This window comes from Vibrio harveyi NBRC 15634 = ATCC 14126 = KCTC 12724 (genome assembly GCF_001591145.1).
GTDB lineage: Bacteria > Pseudomonadota > Gammaproteobacteria > Enterobacterales > Vibrionaceae > Vibrio > Vibrio harveyi.
The window spans coordinates 1-23411 of sequence record NZ_BCUF01000060.1 but is presented as its reverse complement, the minus strand read 5'-3'; the positions used below and the strand labels follow the sequence as shown (position 1 = coordinate 23411).

The window sequence follows — 23411 nt, the reverse complement described above, 5'->3', positions numbered from 1 at the left end:
AACCTTAGCTATTTGGCTCTCATCAGAGAGCCATTTTTTATTCTGGAGAGCTCGAAAGGTACAGCCTAGCGAGAGAGATTTGTTTATGAAGGGAAGTGTAAACCAATGATCAAAGAAACGACGAAAATCGAAAGCGAGCATGCGAGTAAATACCTCGTCACCTTATGCCGCCATTTTGCTCGCAAGGTACCTGCGACTTGGAATGACGAAAAGGGCTTAGTGACGTTTCCTGTCGGAAGCACGGAATTTAGGTTGGAAGGGGAGTGCCTCTTGGTTATCTGTGAAGCGGAATCTGAAGAATTGTTGGTAAAAGTGAAGGCTGTTGTGGCTTCTCATATCGAGATGTTCTCACGAAGAGAAACAATCGAGCTCACTTGGGTTCGCTAATTAGCCGTTATCTTTTCGTTGATGCCAGAAAAAAGCCCCGCTTAGTCCAAGGCTGTCAAGCGGACTAAACGAGGCAAACAGAGCAACTAGGAACACTGCTCTGCGATGGTGTCCGGAAACGAACATTAGAATCGCTTCCGAGATAAATTCTAGGAGTTTCTTTCGCAGTTTTGTCAGCGAAATGTCACGAGTTAAGTCGTTGGTGGCAAGCTTATTTTTTATTTTTGAACAATAGCTTAGAAACCAAACAGGGCTTGTAGGAATTACCTTAAACCTCTGACAGTAGACATAAAAAAGCTCGCTGTTTAAGCGAGCTTTACTGTTTTAGAACCCTCTAAGATTAGAGGTAAAAACATTCGATTAGTGTTTGCGCTGTGGACCGTTACGAACGATGTCTTTACCGTTATCGTAAACGTGCTGAGAAACCCAACGACCAAGGATCAATTGGTGTTTGTCACCCAATACTGCCACAAATGGACGACCATCTGTGTTCGTTGTCGCAAGTGCCACACCGGTTACGCCCTCAAGACCCAGTGCGCCACTTTCAATAAGGTGTAAGAAGGCTTCAAGCTCTTCTAGTGTTTCGATAACTTGATTATCAATGTTCATCGTATTCAATCTCTTCGAATTGTAGATACTCAATGGTCGCGTACTCTACCTAAGTTACGGACAGAAACCAAGAAAGGATTTGTACGAACCAAATGGCTCAAGGGACGAGGAGTAGGGACATGCGAGTGGTTTGAATTCAAGCAAGCAATGGTGAAATCAGGGTGGATCTCAGATTTTCAATCCGAAGCGCAGCGTAATCTTTGGTGGGTGGGAAAAGCGATGTAATAATGCTTCACGTTCTAAAGCTAAGCTGTTGTAAATTCATCATCAACAATTCGTTAAGACCACTACTATGAGACCCGCCACTATGAAGAAAGTTTTGATTACTGGTTTTGAACCCTTTGGTGGGGAATCTATCAACCCTGCCTTAGAGGCCGTAAAGCGCTTAAACGGTAGAAAACTCGATGGGGGTGAAGTGGTAATGTGCCAAGTGCCTGTTACTCGATATGAATCCATTGAAGCAGTGATTGAATCAATAGAACTGCATCAGCCCGATATTGTTATCACAGTTGGTCAAGCGGCAGGACGTACTGCGATTACTCCTGAGCGCGTTGCAATTAATGTGGATGACTTTCGTATTCCGGATAATGGTGGTCATCAACCGATAGATGAACCAGTGATCCCTGATGGTCCGGATGCTTATTTTACGACGTTACCGATTAAGGCGATAACAAGAGCACTGCAACAAGAAAACATTCCATGCCAAGTCTCAAACACGGCAGGGACCTTCGTATGTAATCATCTCTTTTATGGTGTTCAACATTATTTACGCGATAAATCGGTACGTCATGGTTTTGTGCATATCCCACTTTTGCCAGAACAAGATAGCTCGGGCAACCAGCCTACGATGTCACTGGACGTCATTGTTGAAGGGTTGGCGCGATTGGCTCAGGTAGCCATAGATAATGAATCAGATATCGCCGTGACCGCAGGGCAGATTTGCTGATGAGATATCACCGAGCCTCTGCCATTAGGCACATCGCTCGGTGTTCTTGTATCTGTTAAGTTGCTCAAATTTTGTGGACTATGAAAGGAGTAGCATTGAAGTGACAGATGAAAGAGTTCAACTCATTCATTTCGCTCTCTCGTTTCAATAAAAAAGGCGAACTATCATGAAAAGCAATAGAAGTAAGATCATTGCGCTTTCCTCTGCGGTTGTTTTCGCTTTGGCTATTGCGGCCCTAAAATTCGAAAACACCCTCGGACTGCTTCCTATACTCGTTGCCATTGTGGCGTTCTTTACTTGTGTCATTCATACCAGCATGCATCTATCTGGCGTAGGCAATGCAGATGCGTTTGGTTATTACGAACGATCACAGCAAACTAAAGCAAAAGCGCTTCATCAGGGGTTAAACTCCCGAGATAAAAAGCGTTGAAGCATGTCACATTCTCCGTATACTTTGGCTAAGCATTAAAGCACAAGCTTGTCGGAGAAAAGCATGTCAAATCGAGTACCTACCAACATACTGACGGGATTTCTTGGCGTCGGTAAAACCACGACTATTCTGAACTTATTGAAAAACAAACCAGAAAATGAAAACTGGGCAGTGTTAGTGAATGAGTTCGGCGAGATTGGTATCGATGGCGCGATGATGACTGACCAGGGTGCAATGATCAAAGAAGTTCCTGGTGGCTGTATGTGTTGTACGGCTGGTGTGCCGATGTCTGTTGGTATTACGGCATTGTTACGCCAAAAACCTGATCGTCTTCTTATTGAACCAACGGGCTTGGGGCATCCAAAACAAGTCATTGCAACGCTGACTTCTGATCAGTACCTGCCGTATGTTGATTTAAAAGCAACCATCGCGCTGGTGGACCCTCGTAACCTCAGCGTTGAGAAGTACCTATCAAATAAGAACTTCGTCGATCAGCTAGATAGCGCGGATGTGGTTATTGGCAGCAAAGTTGATCTGTGTACCAGCCATGACATTGATGTTTTCAACGATTGGGTAACGGACCAATCGCCTTCAAAAGTGTTCAGCAAACTGATTCATGATGGTGATCTTCCTATTGAAGTGTTGGATATTGAACGCGTGCACGGTAGTGCTTCTTCTCATATCGAAGCTCATCATCATGATCACGCGCATCAAGAGCCACAATTTCAGTTGCCTCCTGGCGAAGCGTTCATCCGTAAAGAAAACAAAGGACAGGGCTATTACAGCTGTGGCTGGTTGTTTGGTGCCGAATACCACTTTAATTTTGATCAACTGTTCTCCATGTTATCGGATCTGACAGCAGAACGTGTTAAAGCGGTTGTTAACACAGACCAAGGTTGTTTCGCGTTTAACGTGGCAAATGGCGTGGTGTCGGTAAACCAAATGAGCCTAGAAGGTTTCGAATCTCGTCTTGAGGTGATCGACTCACAACTAATGTCATGGGACCAGCTCGAAGCGATTCTACTTAAGCTTTGTGGCATCGATAACTGAGCGTTAAGTGCTCAAAATTAAGACCTGAGTATCGACTTGGGTCTTTTTCGATAGAATCTTGTTATTGAGACGATAGAAATTTATTATCGCCGTTGCTCTATATATATGCGACGCGTATCACTATAATCGCCGGTTTTCTCGCGCTATAAGAAACCGGAGATCTCTTGAATCCTACCTTTACCCTCTCGGAACTAAAGTTCTTTTGTTTACGCTTTGTCGCGATTTTCTTTTTGTTAGTTGCCGTATTTGGCGCCATCATTCATTACGACAAATCAGCATCGGAAGAAGCGGCTAAAAGCAATATTCGTGTGCAGCAACAAGCGCTATTAAAAGGCAAGAAACAGTACATTGAGTGGGTGATGGGGTCTGTAGTGAGAGAGACGGCTCTGTTGGCGGATATCATGGCAGCGAGACGAGTTTATGAAACCCTTGAGCTTCCTTCTGAACAAGCGCAACGTGCTGAATTGTCTCGCTTGAATTCGATTCTAGAGGCTGTGAGTCAACGTAAAGAAGTGTATGACCAGCTCCGCTATCTTGATATGCAGGGTAATGAAGTTATCCGAATCAACTTTAATGGTGGTCATTCTGAAGTCGTACCTAAGAAAGAATTACAGAATAAAGCGAAACGCTACTATTTTTCAAAAGCCCTTAAACTTGGATGCCGTAAAATCTATGTATCTCCTCTGGACCTAAATATAGAACACGGACAGATCGAAGTTCCTCTCAAACCAATGATCCGCTTGGCGACGCCAGTATTTGATAAGCAGGGAAACAAGCGAGGGATCGTGGTGGTTAACTACTTAGCCAAGTACTTGATGGAAGGTATGGCGTTGTTCAATCTCGACATGGGTACTAACTACATGCTTTTGAATAAAGACGGCTATTTCCTTTTTAACAAGCAAAACCGAGACGCAGAATTTGCGTTTATGTATTCCGATAGGCAACAAGAGACCGTCTACAATGCTTACCCTGAATTAGCTGCTCAAATCAAGCAAACGCAATCCGGTCAGATTGAGACTGAACATGGCATCATGACCATAGAGTCTGTTGGCGCTGTGGACAGAATTAACCCCTATTGTTTCCAGAATTACCATGTGAGCGAAAACAGCTCAACAGCATGGAAGTTGGTGTCTTATGTTGATTTTGCGAAACGCAAAGAGATCAGTAGTGGCATTTACGAACGTCAATGGTTAATGCAAGTGGGTATGGTTTTGGCTGTCGCTCTGGCGTATTTTATCGCTCGATTCCAGCTACGTGCTTTCTCCGATAATCAACGCATTCATTACCTTGCACACCACGATAGCTTAACAGGATTAGTGAACCGCGCTGCGTTTCAAGAACAAGCGACGCTAACCTTAGCGCGTTGTTTTAAAGAGGGCAAAAAGGCGTGTTTGATCTATCTCGATTTGGATGGCTTTAAGTTCATTAATGATGAATATGGGCATGCTGCAGGGGACAAAACACTGGTTCACATTGCATCGGTAATGCGTCGCGTATTCGGTTCTAGAGCGTTGCTCGCTCGCTTAGGTGGCGACGAGTTCGCCATCCTTTTGAGCAATACCGAACATATGGAAAACCCTGAGCATTACGCGGCGTCTCTTATTCATTTAATTCAAGACCCAATCGAAGTGGTAGAGGGCAAGTTTCATCAAGTGACCAGTTCAATAGGTGGCTGCTATTCCTGCGAGCCGGAATGCACGTTTGATGACCTCATGCACCAAGCCGATATGGCGATGTACGAAGCGAAGAAATCGGGGAAAAATCGTTATTTCTTCATTCAGTAAACGAAAGTTGGGCATAAAATAAAGAGTACCGAATCGAAACTCGCGTGATTCCATGAGTTTTTACGTGAACGCATGAGAAAAGTGAGATAAATCACTCGAATTCGGGTATAGTGCACCGCTAAAATTTTTAAAGCTATTTAGTGATTTGTTTAAGGAATACGCTCAATGTCATTTTCATCTCAAGGTTTTGCGCCAGAAGTGGTAAAAGCACTGGCAGAATGCGGTTATGAGAAGTTAACGCCAATTCAACAGAAGGCGATTCCAATGGCTCGTAAAGGTCATGATATTTTTGCCACTGCACAGACGGGTACGGGCAAAACGGCCGCGTTTTCGCTACCTATGATTCAACAGTTGTTGGAATCTGGTCGTAGTGCATCTCGTAAAACGGCACGTGCGCTTATCATGGCTCCAACTCGCGAGCTAGCAGAGCAAATCGCAGATAACATCAAAGCGTACACTAAGTATACTGAGCTATCGGTTGCTGCGATCTTTGGTGGTCGCAAGATGTCTTCTCAAATTTCTGCATTAGAGCGCGGTGTCGACATTTTGGTGGCGACGCCAGGTCGTCTTGAAGAGCACATTGAACAAGGTAATGTGTCAGTGGCGAACATCGAGTTTCTTGTGTTTGATGAAGCAGACCGTATCTTGGACATGGGCTTCATCCATGCGGTACGTAAGATCATGCTGGATGTGGATACTGACCCACAAATCATGATGTTCTCAGCAACGACGTCTAGTCAGCTAAACCTATTGGCGAGAGACATTCTGCGCAAGCCAAAACGTATCGAAGTAGAGCGTGCGAACACGACTGCACAGACGGTTGCGCACGTCCTTTACCCAGTGGATCAAGAACGTAAAACAGAACTGCTTTCTGAGTTAATTGGTCGTAAAAACTGGAAGCAAGTATTGGTGTTCGTGAACTACAAAGAAACAGCGAACGATGTAGTAAAAGAGCTTAAGCTTGATGGCATTAAAGCGGTTGTTTGTCATGGTGACCGTGCGCAAAGTGCTCGTCGTCGTGCGCTAGAAGAGTTCAAAACGGGCAAAGCTCGTGTAATGGTCGCAACGGATGTTGCAGCACGTGGTTTGGATATTGAAGATCTACCACACGTTGTGAACTACGATATGCCATTCCTAGCGGAAGATTACGTTCATCGCATCGGTCGTACAGGTCGTGCTGGTAAGCAAGGTCACGCCGTTTCGTTTGTTAACCGCGAAGAAGAGCTAACGGTAGTACAGGTTGAAAACCTTATTCAACAGCGTATTCGCCGTATCGAACTTGCAGGTTACGAACCAAAACAACGTGAAACGTACATTGAGAAGCTAAACTCAAAACCAGCTTTCAAGAACCGCCAAGGTCGTCGTAACAACCCGAACCAATCGGCAACAGACCAAGGTTCAGCTGAACGTCGCCTAGCAATGGTAAAACGTTTGAAAGCACGTCGCTCTTCGAACTAACTTCAGAATATAAAAAACGCCCCTCATGACGAGGGGCGTTTTTGTTTGTGTTTATATTCACGATACCTAACCATCACCTCGGTGATTTGGGGAAATACAAACGGTTTAATTCATACCAATGAAGTTCGGTTCTCCGCGGTAGATAATGCGGTCATTCCCTCTATGAATCCCGAAGGTGACCACAGTGGGTGGGTTGTCTTCGGCTTTGCTCTTCTTATCCCAATTGTATTTAAGCCAAGGTAAGTTGTTTCCCTTGTCGCTTAAGTCTAAGTGGAATCGAACTTGCTCTCGCGCGGAATCGACTTGGCTGGCTACGATATCGTAGGTTCTGCCAGCCAGCATGGTGCCTTCACCAGATAACTTAGTGTTGTCAGGAGCAGAGTTGGACCAAATTGGCGTGCGTGAATGATGCTGTCCATTTGCCGTGGTCGCGCTGTCGTCAAAGTGGGTAACAAAGCGTCCGTTGTGCCAAACTTCGACATCCAGTGGGACTTTTATGGTCATGCCTTGGTTGCCCCCGACATCTTTAAAGTTGAGTCTACCAAAGCGAATATCTGGCTGCTCTTTCAGAATATGAGTGTCGTCAATGAAGTGAATTTCGTCGACTGGCTTGATGAAAGCCAAACCTATTTTTGTCTTGGTTGTTGTATTGTCTTTTACTTTGTTGAATGGTCCGTCTGGATAGCGTCCATCGATTTCATCTTTCTTCCAGCAAGGACTGTTCTCGCAAGTCGCATGGTTCGCTGGTTTAACAATAGTGAAAGTTCCAACGCTTGCTCCTGCCTCTAGGTTCCATACTGCGCTGTTTGCTGCTGGTGGAATAAATCGGTTCGTATAGTCACTGAGTTCCCCAAGGTAAAAACTCTCGCGCAAAGCGGGATTAAAATGCACGTAGTTTTCGATGTTTTTCTCCTTGGCGTTAAGGGCCACAACATCATAGGTAACTTGCTCAAATGGTTGGTTCATATAGATGAAGTCTTGCTTCTCAGGGTATTGCCATTCGGCATCTTTTGCCTCGAAGTATTTGGCATAGAAGCGACCGATATTTCGGTAGCCTGTGTTGACCGTCATTCCCAGATAGGTAGTATCGAGCTGCGCTTTAATTTTTAAGCTGCCGACTTCGTCCCAAACTAGCTGAGAGAAGTAATAGCGTGAGTTTTCATTCTCGGTATGGCTCAGTTTTAGGGTATTTGAACTGCGCAGTAAGGTATGAGTCTGCTCGGCAGTTGCCTTTGGTGTTTGCTGTGAACTGGTAAGGACGATGCTGGCCGCAGGAGCATCCTCCATCATAAAGTTACTCGTTACTCTGGCGTTACAGTAATTCGAGGTATTTACTTCATCCGTATGCAGCGCCTTGTTTTGCCAAACGATGGGTTTTACTGAAAGAGAAAAGTAGTCTCCCGCCGCGATGAAACCCTCTCCACTTTCTGATGTGCCTGAGGCAAGTGGGGTAGAGCCGTCACAGATAGCCAAAGTCCAAGGACGAGAACTAACGTTGAAATGCCCTGTGACTGGGACTGAGCCACTACTTGGACAGTCTTTATAATCAGCGCATTGAAAACTATCCGATAATTCGACTCTAAATTGCCCTGATTCATAGGTTTTCAACTTCGACTCTTCTGATTCACCATTCTTAAAGTCGTTTAAAAGCTTAAAATCACCGAACTTGCCACTTTTAGGTTGTGTAATTGTTGGATTAACTGTGGGTGACCCATTGTAATTGGAAGCGATAACGGGTTGATCTCCAGAGGTACACGCGAGCAATCTCATGTGTACATCTTTCTCCTTACCCGCAATGACTTTGATATCATCCAGAGACTCCCCAGACATGACCGAGTAAGCTTCAAACATGAAAGGCGTAAACATGAACTTTACGTCTTGAGTTTTGTTAGTGTCGTCGAGCAGAGAGAAGGTTAGGCTATAGCTTGCATCCAGTGCGATTGAGTCTATGTCTTTCGGGATGACCTTAATGATCAGTGTTCCTTCATCGTTTGAAATAAAGGTGTTTTCGTCAACTTCGGTTTTGCCTTCGACCATTTGCAGCGAAAACAATTTTGGAACAGATAACGCAGCGACAACTTTTGCACTCGCAGCTTCCCCTTTGTTTGTTGTTTTTACGGTAAAAACCGGTAAATCGTCACCGCACATTAATGCCATATCATCTGTCGGTGAGACGATAAGGTCATAATCGTCATCAGTTGGTGGTGTAATATCGCAGATTGGTATCTCTTCTGGTATCGGACACAACTTTGATACTTGGTTGCTGTATGTACAATCTGCATCGTCAAAGCCGCAGTAGTTTGCAGGAACCGTATCAATCGCAACTGCAGAGTAAACAAAGCCACATATTGAGGTATCTTGCAGCGTGGCTTTTTGAAATGAGTTTATTGCTAATTTAGGTGCGTAAACGTTACTTATGGCATCGATGGTGACTTTGTTACCTTTAACGCTATTGGTTAGGTTGTTGGTACCAAAGATATCGATATTCTTAAAGTCGACTGTTGCAAATGCACTCGTATTGCCAACAATTTGGCTCCGACCGCCTTCTGAAAAGATGTGTTGACCTTCTGAGTTTAAATCTCCGCAGACTTTTGCTTGAACTAGCTTGATATTGCCGGCGCTCTTCAGGTTGCCATTGACCACGCTGTCTTTCGCCAATAGAGATGTGTCTAACATGTTCGAGCTCGAAGAACCGGCATAGACGTCACCATCTACCTGAGTTTGTTCAAGTTCTACTTTTCGAAGAGCATGAATGTCGCCAAACACAAAGTTGGATCGTCCTTTGATTAAAATACTGCCACCTGCACTTTTGACATGACCAAAAACAATCGTGTCTTTGATAGAAAGCAGACCATGCGAGGTTAAATTACCGACTATCTTGCTTGGTTCTCCAGTATTTTCGACGATGATCTCAAAGTCCCCACCTTCGGTCTTGATATTAATGGGCGTTGCTTCAGAGCCAATATTGTTTTTCCCTTTGAGCTCAACATTGCCGTAAGCAACGATCGTTGCAGTTTGAGGGGGAGGATTTGAGTTGGTGATGTGAGCACCTTCAGGGATGCTAATGGAACTAGAGCAGGTGTAGAGGTTTCCTTGCACTGTGAATCCATTACCCGCACAAATTTCGTTCAACGTTGGAATATCGGCAAGATCATAAACTTTTGCCTCAGCCATCGCGGGTAAGAGTAATGCTGTACTTAAAATGCTAATAAAGCGCATCATCAAGTGTCCTAAATTTAGTGGAACTTAATGGCACCAAGCGAGAGTGAGCAATGGACTCACAGAGAATGATTCAACGACTTGTACTATTTTTTATTTAACGCTTACTTATTGAACTGTGGTTATTTTTTATTTCGTATGTTGTTCCAAGTTCATATGATGAGTATTAAAACTTGAATGTGATCTTAGTTCAAGATGTGGAGCTGAACTGTGTCGCACTTTTGACGTAATAAATTGTTAAAAAATAATAAGAAAGGGTGATTTTTGTACGAAGTGCAGCAGAGCCAACGAATGGTCATTGGCTCTCAGTTTCAGTAGGCAAAGATATTAGGCTGCGTGATCAATTAAAGGTGCCATTTGGTACAGCTCTTCAAGGATCGCTTTGGTTTGTTTTGAGTATACAAGTCTATCTCGATCGCCGACTAACTGAATGGCTTTTACTTTGCCAGATACCAAGCACAAACGAATGGTGCGTAACACCATTTGAATATCGAGAGCTGGTGTTCCATCAAGGCTGTTTTTGGTCAGTAGTGATGCCAAATCAATCGAGACAATCACTTGATTGCAGTGATCTAAGTAGTTACCCATTTGTTGTTTTAGATGGTTGCGGTGACGAAAGCAGAACTCTCGGTCGGTTACCCAGTCACAGCCTTGGTCTTCTGCGTATTCCCATACTTCTTGTTTGGTATCTTGCTCACTAGAGCCTGCAAAGAACAATCGCACGTTTTGGTAACGGGATAACGCAAAATGGAACGCAGACCCAACACGAGGCTCAAGTGTTGGGTTTAAATTCATTTTATGACCAATGTGAATAATGCCCACTTCGTCATCATCACAAACGACAACGGGCAGCATAGATAGCACTGCTTCTGTGCAATTGGACAACACAACGGGAACGGAATGACGAGAAAGAGATAAGCTCAGTGCTTCTTGAAAATCACCAGTCTCGATTTGATGATGGGAAAAGTGCCCAAGGTTGGCTGCTGAGCCTTGATCATGTTGCTGATATAGCCAATCGCTGGCATTTTCTAAGCTTTGATCAGCTAATTCAAACGTTCCGCGGCTCATCGGGGCTAAATGTTCACATACCGTCATAAATGAAAAAGGGTAGTGATGAATTGGCTTGTCAGCTCGATGAAATTTGTAACGTTTGAAAAAGCTCAACATGATGAATTACCTTTCTGGCGGCAACGCCCTCGCTGCCTGCAACACATGCAAAATGATACGCTGCTTATCCTTTTCGACTCGGTGAGCCGGAGCCATGACCGAGACGGCGCCAATCAATTTACTTCCTTTCATGACTGGTGCACTGATGCCAGATACACCAGGATCGATTTCTGATGTACTGACAGCGTATCCGTTCTTACGAATGGTGCTGAGTTCCTGTTCCCACTCGTTGAGACGATGATCTTGACCAAAGTGGCGTAAGATCTTTTCACAACGACTTTGAGGCATGAAAGCCAGCATCACCTTAGATGAGGCGCCACGAAGCAATGGTTGACTTTGACCCTGGACGTAGCTGCATCGAAGCGCCTGCATACTCTCTTTTTGTCTGACACAAAGCGCACGATAACCAGATGGCACCATATAAGCTGCCATTTCGCCGGTTTGCTGAACCAAACGAGCAAGGATGGTTTCTACCATGTCCAAACCGTGTTGAGCGGTCTCATAGCTGTGCATTAACAGTAAGGCGGCAGGACCAACCACAAATGTTTTGTCGTGCACGCTTTCCTCTATCAAGTTCCACTCTTTGAGGAGCTTTAAGTGTCTATAAAGACTGCTTAAAGGCACATTCAGTTGTTCACTGAGTGTTTTCGCAGAGACTGGGAATGGACTAACTGCGACTTGCATTAGCAATTGCAGCGCCTTTTCGTTGACTTGGTTAGCGTTGGCTTTGTTTGTCGTCATGAGTGTGTTGTAACGTGATAATGAGTATGCAACAACTATAATTCTTAGTTGCTGAGAAAAGGAAAATAATTAGAAGTGGATATTCTCATACAGTGAGAAAATGGCATATTAATATTTTAGAGGTAAATTGGCAGCCCTCGTTTGATGGTTACTGTTCTTTAGAGATAGTGAAAGCCAACCAGATTTTGAGTGACCAACCAAACGCAAATTTTATGTGAATTCCTCTTCACGCATCGTACCTGAGTAAAGAAACCTGATAACCTCTGTCTCGCAAATGAGCCACATATCAATAAGTTATTGTTATATTTGCCACTTTGAGTCTTGTTAACCATACTCAATCAGTGGAAGTGCTTTCAGTGGGGTGAATGAAACGTTGTTTCTAACTTGCTGATAAATGAAGAGTAATCGTTTGATATTACTAATTCTGATTGAAAAAAGGCATCTTTTTGATGATAAATAAAGAGCTTTTGAAAAAAGCCGTTATCTACATGCTCCCGCTGCCATTGATTGTTGCGGAGGTGTTTTATTTAGCAAACCAAAGCATTCAGAGAAACCTCGATCATATATTGGATAAAAATGTCCAAGTGGCGGACGAGATCCTCTCTCAGATCAAGACCGAAAATAGGACGGCACTGATTAACCCTGAGCGTTGTGAAGCCCTGCAACAGAACCTGATGTTCGAACGTGACATTGATGAAATGCTCATTGTGAAGGGGGATCAAATAGTGTGCTCGTCAAAACAAGGCGCGATGTCTCGACCTTTGACCGATTACACGCATATTTATAGCAACGGGCAATTGTCTTTCGGTCATCTTAAAGGTTACGAAGAACAGGTTCTTTTTCTGATCACCAAAAGTGAAAAGCGTCCGGAATATAAAGCGATTACTGTCGTTGATCGCGATTATTTTGGCGTCACTGTTGGTTATCGCAACGATGTACGTCTGAAACGGTCTGCGATGTTTGTTGGCGGAGCGTCGGCACCTAAAAACGCTTCAAAGCACGGACAGAATGCGGTGTCATTAGCCCATTCAAACGAGTTTAATTACGACGCACTGATAGAGGCGAGTGATATCTATGTCGATCAAAAACTGCTTTCCTACGCAATCTCTGCGGTACCTATTTTGTTGGTGTTCTACTTACTCATTGTCGTTATTCATCGTTTTGTTGACCCACAACGTAGTCTGGTTTCCGAACTAAGAAAGGCATTAAAACGCCAAGATCTTTTGCTTTATTACCAACCACAATATGACGCGACAACAGGGCATGCATTTGGTTATGAAGCGTTGATTCGTTGGCCTCACAAATTAAGAGGCTTTATATCACCCGATGAGTTCATTCCTGCGGCAGAAAGCAATGGGTTAGTCGAATCGCTGACCGATTACGTTCTCGAAAAAGTGTCGAACGATTTCTCTAAAGTTAAGTTTGAAACGCCAATTCATTTGGGAGTGAATGTGCCTCCTGGATACCTCGTTGGTTCTCAGGTAATAAGAAAGATCGAGAATATTCATCGCAAGCTCAAAACAAACAATGTCGAATTGAGTATAGAAATCACTGAAAGGCAGTTGATTGATGACAGTGCGAGAAAACACATTGCTGCGCTGCGAGTGCATGGTATACCAGTCCTGATAGATGATTTTGGTACTGGTCAGACAGCTTTAGCAGTCCTTCAGCATATGAAGGTAGACTATCTAAAAATAGATAAGTGTTTTATTGATACTATTGGCATCGAGAGCGTGAACTCGACAGTGCTCAACGCTATCGTAAGGCTTGCGGGTGATCTGAACGTAGAGCTTATTGCTGAAGGGGTAGAAACAGAGGAACAAGCTGCCCACTTAAGATCGCTAGGCGTAACCCTTCATCAAGGGTACTTGTATGCCAAACCACTCCCTTACGCAGAAGTGGTCGGCAATGCGAAGTAGGCGTCTTATTCGATGTGCCCTTTGTAACATTGAGCCCTTTGATCAAACTTAAACTCGAGATAATTCTGAATGCTGTCTAAGCCATCTTCTTGATAATGGGAAACGTAGAGAAGCTGGCTTAGGTGCTCTTTGGCGATCAGCTCTAAGGTGTTCTTTACTAGCACTCGTCCTAAGTAGTCCAGACCTTGGTAGGGTTCGTCCAAAATCAGCAGGGTAGGCTGTTTTACAATCGCCCTAGCAATCAAAAGTAAGCGTTGTTGTCCGTATTCCAATTGTTTAAACGACGTTTTCTCATACTGCGTCATGTGGAGAATCGTTAGCCATTCTTTGGCTATGCTGATTTCTTTTTTACTTGGTTGTGAATAAAGACCTATTGAGTCATAGAAGCCGGACAGAATCACCTCCAAGGCACTGCAGTTGACTCGGTACTGAAGATGTAACGCCGAAGAAACCATGCCAATGTGTTGTTTGATTTCCCAAATAGTTTCTCCGGTGCCACGTTTCTTACCAAAGATATGGATATCGTTGCTATAGCATTGCGGATGGTCGCCAAATATCAGCCCTAACAACGTGCTTTTACCGCAGCCATTTGGTCCCTTTACTTGCCAATGCTGACCTTTATCTATACGCCAGTTTAAATCAGTAAAAATGGTCTTTTCGGTGTATTCCACCTTACCGTTTTTTAGCTCGAAGATTGGGTTATCGAAGTGCGTTGAATGCTGGTGTTGGCGAATCAACGTCATCATCTCTTCGCTTTGCTTCTCGGACTGGGATTTTATTTGCGCGATGATAGGGTGCTGATCCCAACTTTGTTTGTCCATGGTGCTGTCAAGTTTGCCACCGCTGAACAGCGCAATGCGTTCTATCCAGTCAGGCATGTCAGATTCACGGGAGAAGGTCATCAGCATTTGTACTGATTGAGACAATGTTTGAAGATAAGCCGCTAGTGAAGCACGGTGCGCGATGTCTAAACCAGTGAATGGGTTATCTAACAACACCAAGTCAGGCTTTGCTGCAAGCGCTCTAGCAAGCATTACGCGTCGTGTTTCACCCGTTGAAAGCACTCGAAATCCGCTTTCGGTTAAATGAGATAGGTCGAGGTCTTCAATGAGTGCTCGAGTTAAGTTGTCATCTTGGCTGATCTCAAAAATCAATCGATAAACTGAACTACCTTGGTCAATACGATCAAGAAAGTCTGTATCGTCTTTTTCGATCTCTAACTCCAACAACCTTTGCTGTTCAGAAAGAGATACCTGTGCGATATGGTAACCTTCGAGCTTCAATTCGCCAGTTTCTGGCTTGATTTCTCCGCACAGTAGGTCGCCAAGCATTGAGCCAATATCGCCTTCAGAGCTAAAAATTCCCCAAGATTGTCCGGCGTCAATCTGCCAATCGTCGATAGAGAGAGTAGAAGTGTTTTCCTTTGCAGTAAGCTGATGAAATTGAATCGGCATTGTGTCTTTCTTCCATGATTTATTGTCGTTTTGTTTGTTATACCAAGCTTACTCTTTCTAATGCCAATGTTTTGCTACGAGAAAAGCCCGTTTATTGGGGGAAATGTGACCTCAAAAGTAGATGCGTATTATTAGTCTTGTTGAGTATTGAGGCTGACAATTCCTTACCCGCACTTACACACCCCGGATTGAATGTTAAAAATGTTATCACTATGGTGACCCTCATTCGGAACTTGGGAGCCAACGTGGACGCTAATGTGCTCCTCAAACCTGACAGTTCTGATAAACGTTACCTAAGTTCTCCTAGATAGGCGGCGATATTTAGTGACGAAAATTTCTTTTCAAGTTTATATAACGAGTTTCAAGATGTTCAAAAACAAATTAACAATATTATTGTTTTTTTCGGTTTGCATAATTTGGGGTACGACCTGGTTTGCTATGGAAGTAGCCGTATCGACGATTCCTCCTTTATTTGCGACGGGAATGCGCTTTCTTATTGCTTGCCCCATTCTAATTTTCTTGGCTAGGCTATTAAACCAACCATTGTTATTTCCAAGAGGTAAAGAACACTGGGTTATTGTGGTCTCTGTTTTTTATTTTGCTATCCCATTTACCTTAATGATTGCGGGCGAGATGTTTATCTCCTCTGGATTAGCTTCTATTATCTTTGCCAACATGCCTATTGCGGTCATGATGACATCAATGATATTTCTTGGGCTTCGCTTAGCAGCGCATCAGATATTTGGTGTATTTGCAGCAGTTGTGAGTTTGTGCGTGATTTTGTCGAATGAACTTGCTATCGGAGGAGAGACAATCATTCTTGGTTCCGTTGCGCTGATCATTGCGGTACTGATTCATGCAGTGATGTATGTGGTGGTGCAAAAGTATTGTGCTGATATCCAAGTCATTACCTACAACGCCACACCAAGTTTTATTGCTGCGCTGCTGCTTTTAATCAGCTCATTCCTGTTTGAAAAGCCAAATACCTTGGTGTTTTCTACCCAATCTATGTTGGCTGTTGGCTACCTTGGCGTGTTTGCAAGTGTCGGTGGTATTGTGGCTTACTTTAAACTAGGTAAAGTATCTTCTCCTTTCGTCGCTTCACTGTGTTTTCTAATATTTCCTTTAGTAGCCCTTTCTATCAACGCTCATATGACCGGTAAAGTAATATCGGACCATTCTTTATTCATGTTAATTCCATTGCTCATTGGTGTTCTATTAACCAAGTTGGAATTAAAGGGGCGTGCCCTAAACGCACAGATTCAATCTAATAGTTAGTCTATCACTTACATTTGCTTAGTTTGATTTGTTTTGAACGAGAGTATTATTTCTCCGCGATAACAGAACAAAAAATAAATGAAATTTCCCCTAATTTATCAACCGAGTTCATTTTAGAGTTTTTGGCTCATTGGTGAGTCATCGGAACGGAAAAAAGAATTTTTGAAAGTTTTACGTTTTGGAATCTTGATCACACTTGCTACTCAACTGCACTTACGGTGAACTTAAAAAATTATGGAGTGCCATTAGCTAGTTCCTAGACAACCCAGGACTGATTAAACTTATTTTTGGACAATTATCATTTTCGGAAAATCTAACATTAGCAATTCATGAATAACTTTTTATAAGGCAAACTTGCCAATTAGTGCGCCTTCGTACAGTGCGCACTTTGTGACCTTAAGTTAAATGGAACTAGTTTCACGTTTGAAATGACTACGAATCAAATTTTCCGTGAGTTTAACTGTGGTTTATCTATAGGAGACGTAGCGCAGATATGCTGTAAAAGCATAGGGACAGTTCAAGGATGGGATAAAGGTAATCCTATTCCGAATGAATGCAGAACACTAATGAAAATACACAAAAGAATGGCTCTAAGTCATTACGAAGAATGGAAAGGGTTTAAGGTAGTGGCAAACAAGTTGGAGCTTCCAACTGACCAACTGGTATCACCTCAACAGGTACTGACGGGTATTGCGCTGCTAGAAATACAATCAGAATTAGAAATTAAAACTTCACGAAAGCTGTTAAGTTGCGCTAGGGTACTAGCATCACTAAAGTAAAAAAGAGGGCATTAGCCCTCTTAAATTATGTAAGACCACTTATCTCATTGTATAAGTCAATCAAGTGAGTAATCGATAAATCTAAAATTGGCTCATACATAAATGAGTTTAAGTGAATGTTTGAACATACGGTGACACTAACTTTTTTAAGTGTAGGTAAATGTTGTGAATCTGGGAATTGAATTTCGAATTCCTTACCTAAGAGCCTGCCATAGGAAAACTGAGTACTCCAATAATCGGCTCCCTTAACTGTTCTCAATTCCTCAGTTATAAACTTTTCTGCTTTTACTCGAATTGCTATGGATAAAAGAACCTTATCTTGTAAGTTAACACCTTCATGATCAGCTTGGCTGACGATTGAGTCTGCGGTATCAAAAAGTAAATCAATCATATAGGAATCCTGATTCTCAGGATTATGTTCAGTAGAAAATACCTGATTATATACCTCGAAATATTGACCAACGGTTATGTCACTAGAGCCTTGTTTCCAATGTAGTAACTTTGTCAGAAGTAGATAGCCTTCATCGTCCGTGCCAGTAGTAAACTCAATTAGGTTTCTAGTGAATGGTACGCATGAATATAGAATTGAATTAGAAGTTGTTACGTGTTTCTTCCAAAGCCCAACAAAGATGTTTCGTACTCCCTCTGATTGAACAAGTTGCAACTCTGTCTCTGATTTATTCACCATTAAACATCGTTTATCAGGGATAAATGACAGCAATAGAGAACGGTAGAAATCGAAGTTATGAGTTAGGATTACTTGATAAAAGAACTCTGTTTTATTCAAGTCATCTAGATACTGCAAAATTGCATGCTTGTTTTTATAGTCGAAAGAATCAGCTACATCGTCAATTATGAAGATTGTTTCTAGAGACTCCCTTTTTCTATACTCAACGTCAAAAATAAAGCTAAGCAAGTACAAAGCTCGGCGTTCTCCTTGGCTGAGGGAGGATATTTCATGGCGTTCGCATTCTAGGGTGTCTTCTTTATCTGTAAATATGAACTTCAATACAGCTTTTGATTTTCCTAGAATTGCGTCAGATTGATTAAACAAACCTAACTTGAATGGCATATCGACAAAACGAGAGTTAAAAAGTTCTATTGCATCCAGCCATTGAGGGGCTTCTTGAGCAGCTTGCTCCTCAAGTTTTTGGATCTGTTCTTTATTCGATTCCCATGCTGACAAAAAAAGATCTACTTCAGGACAGTTCTCAATATACATTCGCCATAGTTCTTGTTTGAACCATTCGCGTTTACCAGGATTCAAATTAACAATTAAGGATTCAGCTTCAGTTGGACTACTCGACTCTAAGAGAGTTTGGATTGCCATAGATTGAGCATTTTTTGCCAATTTAGTTTTGAGAGTTTTGAGCTTTGTGTCGGTATCTATCTCTTTGTTTACTTCTTTAATTTTTTCTTTAAATTCTTCTAGCCCAATGTCTCCAGTGTCACCTTGTATTTTTATGGTATGACCAGCGTCAAAAAAAGCGTTTTTTTCTAGGGCATCACGACTGGCGTCAGCTTGGTTAGGATTAAAAACTCCTTTTAGATATAGTCCTCCACTTGATTTAAAAACATCGTCATAGCGTTCAAGAAACTCTCGTGCTTTTAATACAAACTCAGGACTGTCTAGTACTTCTACTGCCTTTTGATGAAAAACATCAGCATAAAAAACTTTATCTGATGAGAATGTAGGTGAAATAGTTTTTGCTTTTTGCAGAGATTCAATAAGTGACTGGGCAGGGAAATCTTTACGAATTGTTTCTTCTACGTCAGCTTTTTTAACCTTTGAAAGTTTTTGAAGTTTCGAAAGCATTTTAGATTTAGCACTTTCAATATCTTTAACTAATGAATCATATTTCTCTTTACTTTCTCTGTTGATCAAAAGGTTAGTGACGGATTCGTCATCAGTGGTGAGATCTATGTTTGAATTGAGGATGTAGATAGAATTCGGGTCTATCTGATCCCCCTTGAAATTGACATTCGCAGTGGAAGGGCGTTGAAACCTCTCTTCCTGAGGTTGTTTCTCTTGTCGTAAAGCATCAAATGTTCTCGTAAACGAGGTTTTCATTAATCCATTTGGAGCGTAGATAGCAAAAGCTCGATTTCCACGACCAGAAAAATCGAAGTCATACTTTAATTCTGAAATTCCGTAGCAGTTCTTCAATTGCACATTTAATATAGTCATCCAACTTCCTCTAGTAACAAAAGCGTCAATAGTTTTATAAATCAATAGAATAGAATAGATGGTATGTTATTCCATAAGAAAAGTGAAAGCTGACTTGACGATTTTGATAAGTAGACCTGATAGTAAGGTGGAATTTACCCCCGTAATACAACACGGGAATTCACTGCGAACAGTATTAGAAGAATGGGTAACTCCTAGTAGGGCAAAACCCCATGAATAGGATATGAATGAGTAAAAGGTCTACCCAACAATGGGGCAATAACGTGTTATATAAAATTGAATATTAGCAACCCTTAAATTAACTCAGGTATGAGAAAAAGAAGTTGTTAGGAATAGGTGTAAGTTGTAGGGTTATGATTTTAATGCAACCAAGAGCACATCTAGATTTGTAGGACATGAAGCTTCGTGGTGGCGATTATCGAGGAGCCTATGTCATTACATGAAACAGTTGTAACTCTAGAGGAGTTACAGGGACTAGATCTAGCAGATATCTTGTCTGAAGTAGAAGAACACTCATACCACTACATCGAATCTGCTTTCGCAGCGCAACAAGAAAGTGTCCCAGCCCGTTTGTTAGCCGCTGCATGTTCAATGCACTTTACTCCACGAGACCCTAAGGCTCCTTTCAAGCCCAAATTTGTCTTTGAAGATCGTAGAGGCTTGATAGCTAGTGACTTCAGCGAAGAGTCACTTATGGCACTGAGAGACTTCTGCCCAGAAGTTGAAAACCATGAACTACGAGCACGATTAGCCGATATTGCATGGATTACGAAGTCTGGGACTATCGAGCATGCTTATATGGCGATAGAAGCGTATTTAGAGTCAGCTAAGCAACTTGCTGATGAATCTGATTCGTGGGTTATGCCATGTGAACGAATTGAGCGTGCCCTACGCCTGAGCTGCATGTTCAGACGGGATAATCAACGTCCTGATTTATTCGAAAACGTATCTCAGTTCCTTCTTGAACAATTCGAAATACATAAAGAATCTGAGAAGTGCTTTTTCGCAATACGCTTGTTAACTCTTTGCCTTGAGTTTGGTATCAAAGAGACTGATTGGATTTACGAACAAGCTCTAGAGCTAGCGAGATTGAAGTTTGAAAGAGGCGATTACGACTCATCCATTAATGCAAACGAAATAGCTTTAGATGCAGCAATGTCTATGCGAGACAGAGAGAAACAGATTGCTACTTGGCAGTCTATTTCTGAATGTCATGTCAAAGCGGCTGAACATTATCAGCAAGGTATGATTGCCGCTGGACGCTTGCTCAAAGCAATTGATGCTTTGGCTAAAGTACCTGGGACTAAAGAACAAAGGCTGGCTCTATATGAAGAAATGAGAGAGCAGCAAATTGAATCGTTGCACGACCTTGGTCTTATCGTTACTGACGGACAAGATATTAGTCAGCTTGTTAATACTGCTATTGCCAACGTGCAGAGTGTTGACTTCTTCGATGCTATTTTCCGCTTGGGTACTATCACAAGACCATCGAACATAGAGCAGTTAAGAGAGCATGCAGTTGAGCAGATGCAAACTAGTATCTCATGGATGTTCGGCACGACTCATCTAGATCATGAAGGTATGACAACAGCTGTAATTCCTGCTGGTCTTGGTATTGAAGATGACGAGAATGGCCTACGATGCTGGAGCATTATGATGCGTAACATTGGCATTGAGCACCAGTTAGGTGTACAAGGCCAGATTATGCCAGCTCTGAATGAAGTCACTACCAAATACGTTGTTACAGAGGAAGCAATTGAGCAAATCTGTTCAAATCATCCATTCATTCCAGATGATCATGAAGAATATTTTGTGAAAGGTCTATTGGCGGGTTTCAATCGAGACTTCATGACCGCTTGTCATTTGCTAGTGCCGCAAATTGAGAACTCTCTACGCTATCTTGCACGTCAGAAAGGAGAGGAGCCTTCTACGTTACATGGTGACGGGTCACAAGAACGTAATGGTATTAAAGCTCTGCTTGGGCACCAAGCGATCATTGATACTTTGGGGTCTGATTTAACCACCAACTTACAGGTAGTCCTACTGGATAAAGTTTATGGTGACTTGAGAAATCAGTTATCTCACGGGTATGTACCAGCATCAACTTATTGGGGAACAGCTCCTAAGTTTCTCTGGTGGTTGGTGTTACACATAGTGATGATTCCATATGCTAGACAATGGAAAGAGCACTACAAGCAAGAAGTGCAGGAATAAACGATTCAGCGGGAGCTAAATGGCTCCCGTTTTTAGTCTAAGCGGTGAGATACTATTCCAACATCACCTTGCATTAATAAGTATTCCCTAACCGCCTTGCATCTTTGTTGGTAATAATGTTGAAGCTCAAAATCTTGTTGATCGTGCCAGTACCAGATGGATTGAAGGGTTAAATTGCTCAACGAAGCGTAATTTCTCGCTACGCTAGCCATACTCTATTCGGATAACTTTTCGCAGGGGAAATTCGCATTAACAAGATGAGAATGATCTTTTACTCTAAGTTGCAAAGGGGCACTTCCGAGTTATGACATACCAACTGCTGACTGTACGGTGCTCGATGCAACAAAGGGGGCTAACCAAATTCTCTCTACTTCAATTAACAGTGAATCCACCTTATCACTGTTAATTGATGTGAATTAAATTAGGAAAGGATAACTTTTCAATTGTCGATGCCAACTTCTGGAGAGGATACTTTTTACCATAACGACCAAATGTCATGCTTTGATGTGTATGACCAACAATTTGCGCTACCAGTGATTCTTCAATCCCTTTCTGTTTCAACTCATCAATGAATGTATGTCTAAATCCATAAGCGGTAGGACGAGCTTTTGCTGGCATGCCAATTTCTGTTTGTAAGCGCCCAAACTGCTGACAATAGCGCTTAGACCAGTCTTCCCATTTACCTTCAGGCTTATAACTAAAAAGTTGAATACAGCGCGCAGATTTACGTTTCGCTACGTAGTCGAGAAAACCTTGATTAATGAGAGTGCTATGAATCGGTACATAACGGATACTGCTTGTGGTTTTCACACGCTGATTATCGCCATCTTCTGACACCACAAAGCATTGAATGCTATCTTTAGTGCGAATGTCAGCTACACGCAGCTGGCAGGCTTCAGCAGGTCGTAGACCATGGTAAAGCATAATCTTCGTAATCCATTTAAATTCGTCAGGTTTCGTCTGATATGCTGCTGAGCTAAAGAGTTTCATCAAGTCCTTAATCGACCACCGTTCACGCTCTTCATCTTGAGTTCTCTTCTTCATCTGCTCTTGAACTGTAATGTCTTGAAATGGATTTTCCGATATGTAATTCATTTGCTTACACCATTTGAAGAACTGACGGCAGGAAGCTAAATAATCTTTATTGGTTTTGTAGCTTCGTCCTTCTTTGTACAAGCGGTCACGAAAGCGTACTGCATCAGCACTTGTTATTCTGGATACACAATCAATTACCAAAGGAGTCAGAAAATGAGCAGTACGTTGATTTAGTTGCTCGATGGTAAGGGGGCGTACTTTGGCATGCTGCTTAGAAACGATAAATTCTTCTAACGCATTTTCAGGGGTGATGATCTTGGGTTTTATGGCTAATGGCTCAACAGCGTTCACTGCCGTAGGAGATGAAAGCGAACTTGCAGTTCGCACTTGTCGAATAGGTAGGCGCACCATGTCACGCAATGGGAATCCATCTCGCACATTGTTGACGAGTTCATCCACCTTTACTCGAAAAGACGCAGCATCATCTTCCTGGAAAGCTTCGTCTATGAGCTTTTTAAGTGGGGGAACAAGGATAAAATTGCGCTCTACTGCTTCATCACGTCGCTTAGTGAGTAGAGAAATTTTCAGGTCAAAAGGAAAGCCATTATCTCTTAAGGATTTAGGCAAACAGATGCGAGTGTAGTAGGTCGAGTTTGGGGCACGAAAAAGGTACATTGTCTCAGTCAATCCTAAGTGGTGACTTAATGCAGTGCCGAAAACGCAAAAAGCCCCTGATAAATCAGGGGCTTGAAT

Annotated in this window: 16 protein-coding genes; 9 read left to right on the top strand and 7 right to left on the bottom strand. The window is 42.6% G+C overall.

Going from position 1 to position 23411, the window contains the following annotated elements:
• Positions 1-105 precede the first annotated feature (105 nt).
• Complete coding sequence (locus tag VHA02S_RS21985; RefSeq protein ID WP_017818692.1) at positions 106-387, top strand: DUF2218 domain-containing protein; 282 nt, start codon at positions 106-108, stop codon at positions 385-387.
• Positions 388-747: 360 nt separating this feature from the next.
• Here VHA02S_RS21985 and VHA02S_RS21980 read toward each other — a convergent pair whose 3' ends face one another.
• Positions 748-996: a hypothetical protein gene (locus VHA02S_RS21980; RefSeq protein ID WP_005452227.1), complete on the bottom strand. Its 249-nt coding sequence runs from the start codon at positions 994-996 to the stop codon at positions 748-750.
• Positions 997-1303: 307 nt separating this feature from the next.
• On the opposite strand from VHA02S_RS21980, the gene pcp reads away from it, so the two are divergent.
• The 5 genes from pcp (at position 1304) to VHA02S_RS21955 (ending at position 6664) form a co-directional block, all read left to right on the top strand.
• Positions 1304-1942 (top strand): pyroglutamyl-peptidase I, encoded by a 639-nt coding sequence (gene pcp / locus VHA02S_RS21975; RefSeq protein ID WP_038899545.1) that lies wholly within the window; start codon positions 1304-1306, stop codon positions 1940-1942.
• Positions 1943-2108: 166 nt separating this feature from the next.
• Positions 2109-2372, top strand: a complete 264-nt coding sequence (locus VHA02S_RS21970) for a hypothetical protein (protein ID WP_005452225.1) — start codon at positions 2109-2111, stop codon at positions 2370-2372.
• A gap of 63 nt (positions 2373-2435) precedes the next feature.
• Positions 2436-3422, top strand: a complete 987-nt coding sequence (locus tag VHA02S_RS21965) for a CobW family GTP-binding protein (protein ID WP_038899544.1) — start codon at positions 2436-2438, stop codon at positions 3420-3422.
• Between the two features lie 164 nt (positions 3423-3586).
• Positions 3587-5206, top strand: a complete 1620-nt coding sequence (locus tag VHA02S_RS21960) for a sensor domain-containing diguanylate cyclase (RefSeq protein ID WP_009696016.1) — start codon at positions 3587-3589, stop codon at positions 5204-5206.
• A gap of 165 nt (positions 5207-5371) precedes the next feature.
• Positions 5372-6664, top strand: coding sequence for a DEAD/DEAH box helicase (locus VHA02S_RS21955; RefSeq protein WP_009696017.1), 1293 nt, complete (start codon positions 5372-5374; stop codon positions 6662-6664).
• Between the two features lie 105 nt (positions 6665-6769).
• On the opposite strand, the gene VHA02S_RS21950 is transcribed toward VHA02S_RS21955, so the two are convergent.
• From VHA02S_RS21950 to VHA02S_RS21940, 3 genes are all read right to left on the bottom strand, one after another.
• On the bottom strand, positions 6770-9886 hold the full coding sequence (locus VHA02S_RS21950; RefSeq protein ID WP_038899543.1) for a polymer-forming cytoskeletal protein: 3117 nt from the start codon (positions 9884-9886) through the stop codon (positions 6770-6772).
• Positions 9887-10210: 324 nt separating this feature from the next.
• On the bottom strand, positions 10211-11050 hold the full coding sequence (locus tag VHA02S_RS21945; RefSeq protein ID WP_009696019.1) for an arginase: 840 nt from the start codon (positions 11048-11050) through the stop codon (positions 10211-10213).
• 6 nt (positions 11051-11056) lie between these two features.
• Complete coding sequence (locus tag VHA02S_RS21940; protein WP_005452217.1) at positions 11057-11791, bottom strand: IclR family transcriptional regulator; 735 nt, start codon at positions 11789-11791, stop codon at positions 11057-11059.
• A 449-nt stretch (positions 11792-12240) separates the two neighbouring features.
• On the opposite strand from VHA02S_RS21940, the gene VHA02S_RS21935 reads away from it, so the two are divergent.
• Entirely contained in the window at positions 12241-13710 is a 1470-nt protein-coding gene (locus VHA02S_RS21935; protein WP_038899542.1) for an EAL domain-containing protein, read from the top strand.
• Between the two features lie 5 nt (positions 13711-13715).
• Here VHA02S_RS21935 and modF read toward each other — a convergent pair whose 3' ends face one another.
• Positions 13716-15164: a molybdate ABC transporter ATP-binding protein ModF gene (modF, locus tag VHA02S_RS21930; protein WP_038899541.1), complete on the bottom strand. Its 1449-nt coding sequence runs from the start codon at positions 15162-15164 to the stop codon at positions 13716-13718.
• A 366-nt stretch (positions 15165-15530) separates the two neighbouring features.
• Between modF and VHA02S_RS21925 the strand changes: the two genes are divergently transcribed.
• Positions 15531-16442 carry a DMT family transporter gene (locus tag VHA02S_RS21925; protein ID WP_038899540.1) on the top strand — a complete coding sequence of 304 codons (912 nt, stop codon included), beginning with the start codon at positions 15531-15533 and terminating at the stop codon, positions 16440-16442.
• Positions 16443-17246: 804 nt separating this feature from the next.
• On the opposite strand, the gene VHA02S_RS21915 is transcribed toward VHA02S_RS21925, so the two are convergent.
• Positions 17247-19409: an AAA family ATPase gene (locus VHA02S_RS21915; protein ID WP_038899538.1), complete on the bottom strand. Its 2163-nt coding sequence runs from the start codon at positions 19407-19409 to the stop codon at positions 17247-17249.
• Positions 19410-19838: 429 nt separating this feature from the next.
• Here VHA02S_RS21915 and VHA02S_RS21910 point away from each other — a divergent pair, with 429 nt between their 5' ends.
• The gene (locus tag VHA02S_RS21910; protein WP_038899537.1) at positions 19839-21623 is read left to right on the top strand and encodes a DUF7380 domain-containing protein; all 1785 of its coding nucleotides are present in this window, start codon (positions 19839-19841) and stop codon (positions 21621-21623) included.
• A gap of 402 nt (positions 21624-22025) precedes the next feature.
• On the opposite strand, the gene VHA02S_RS21905 is transcribed toward VHA02S_RS21910, so the two are convergent.
• The coding region (locus VHA02S_RS21905; protein WP_255211853.1) for a tyrosine-type recombinase/integrase at positions 22026-23411 on the bottom strand (1386 nt) is incomplete at its 5' end.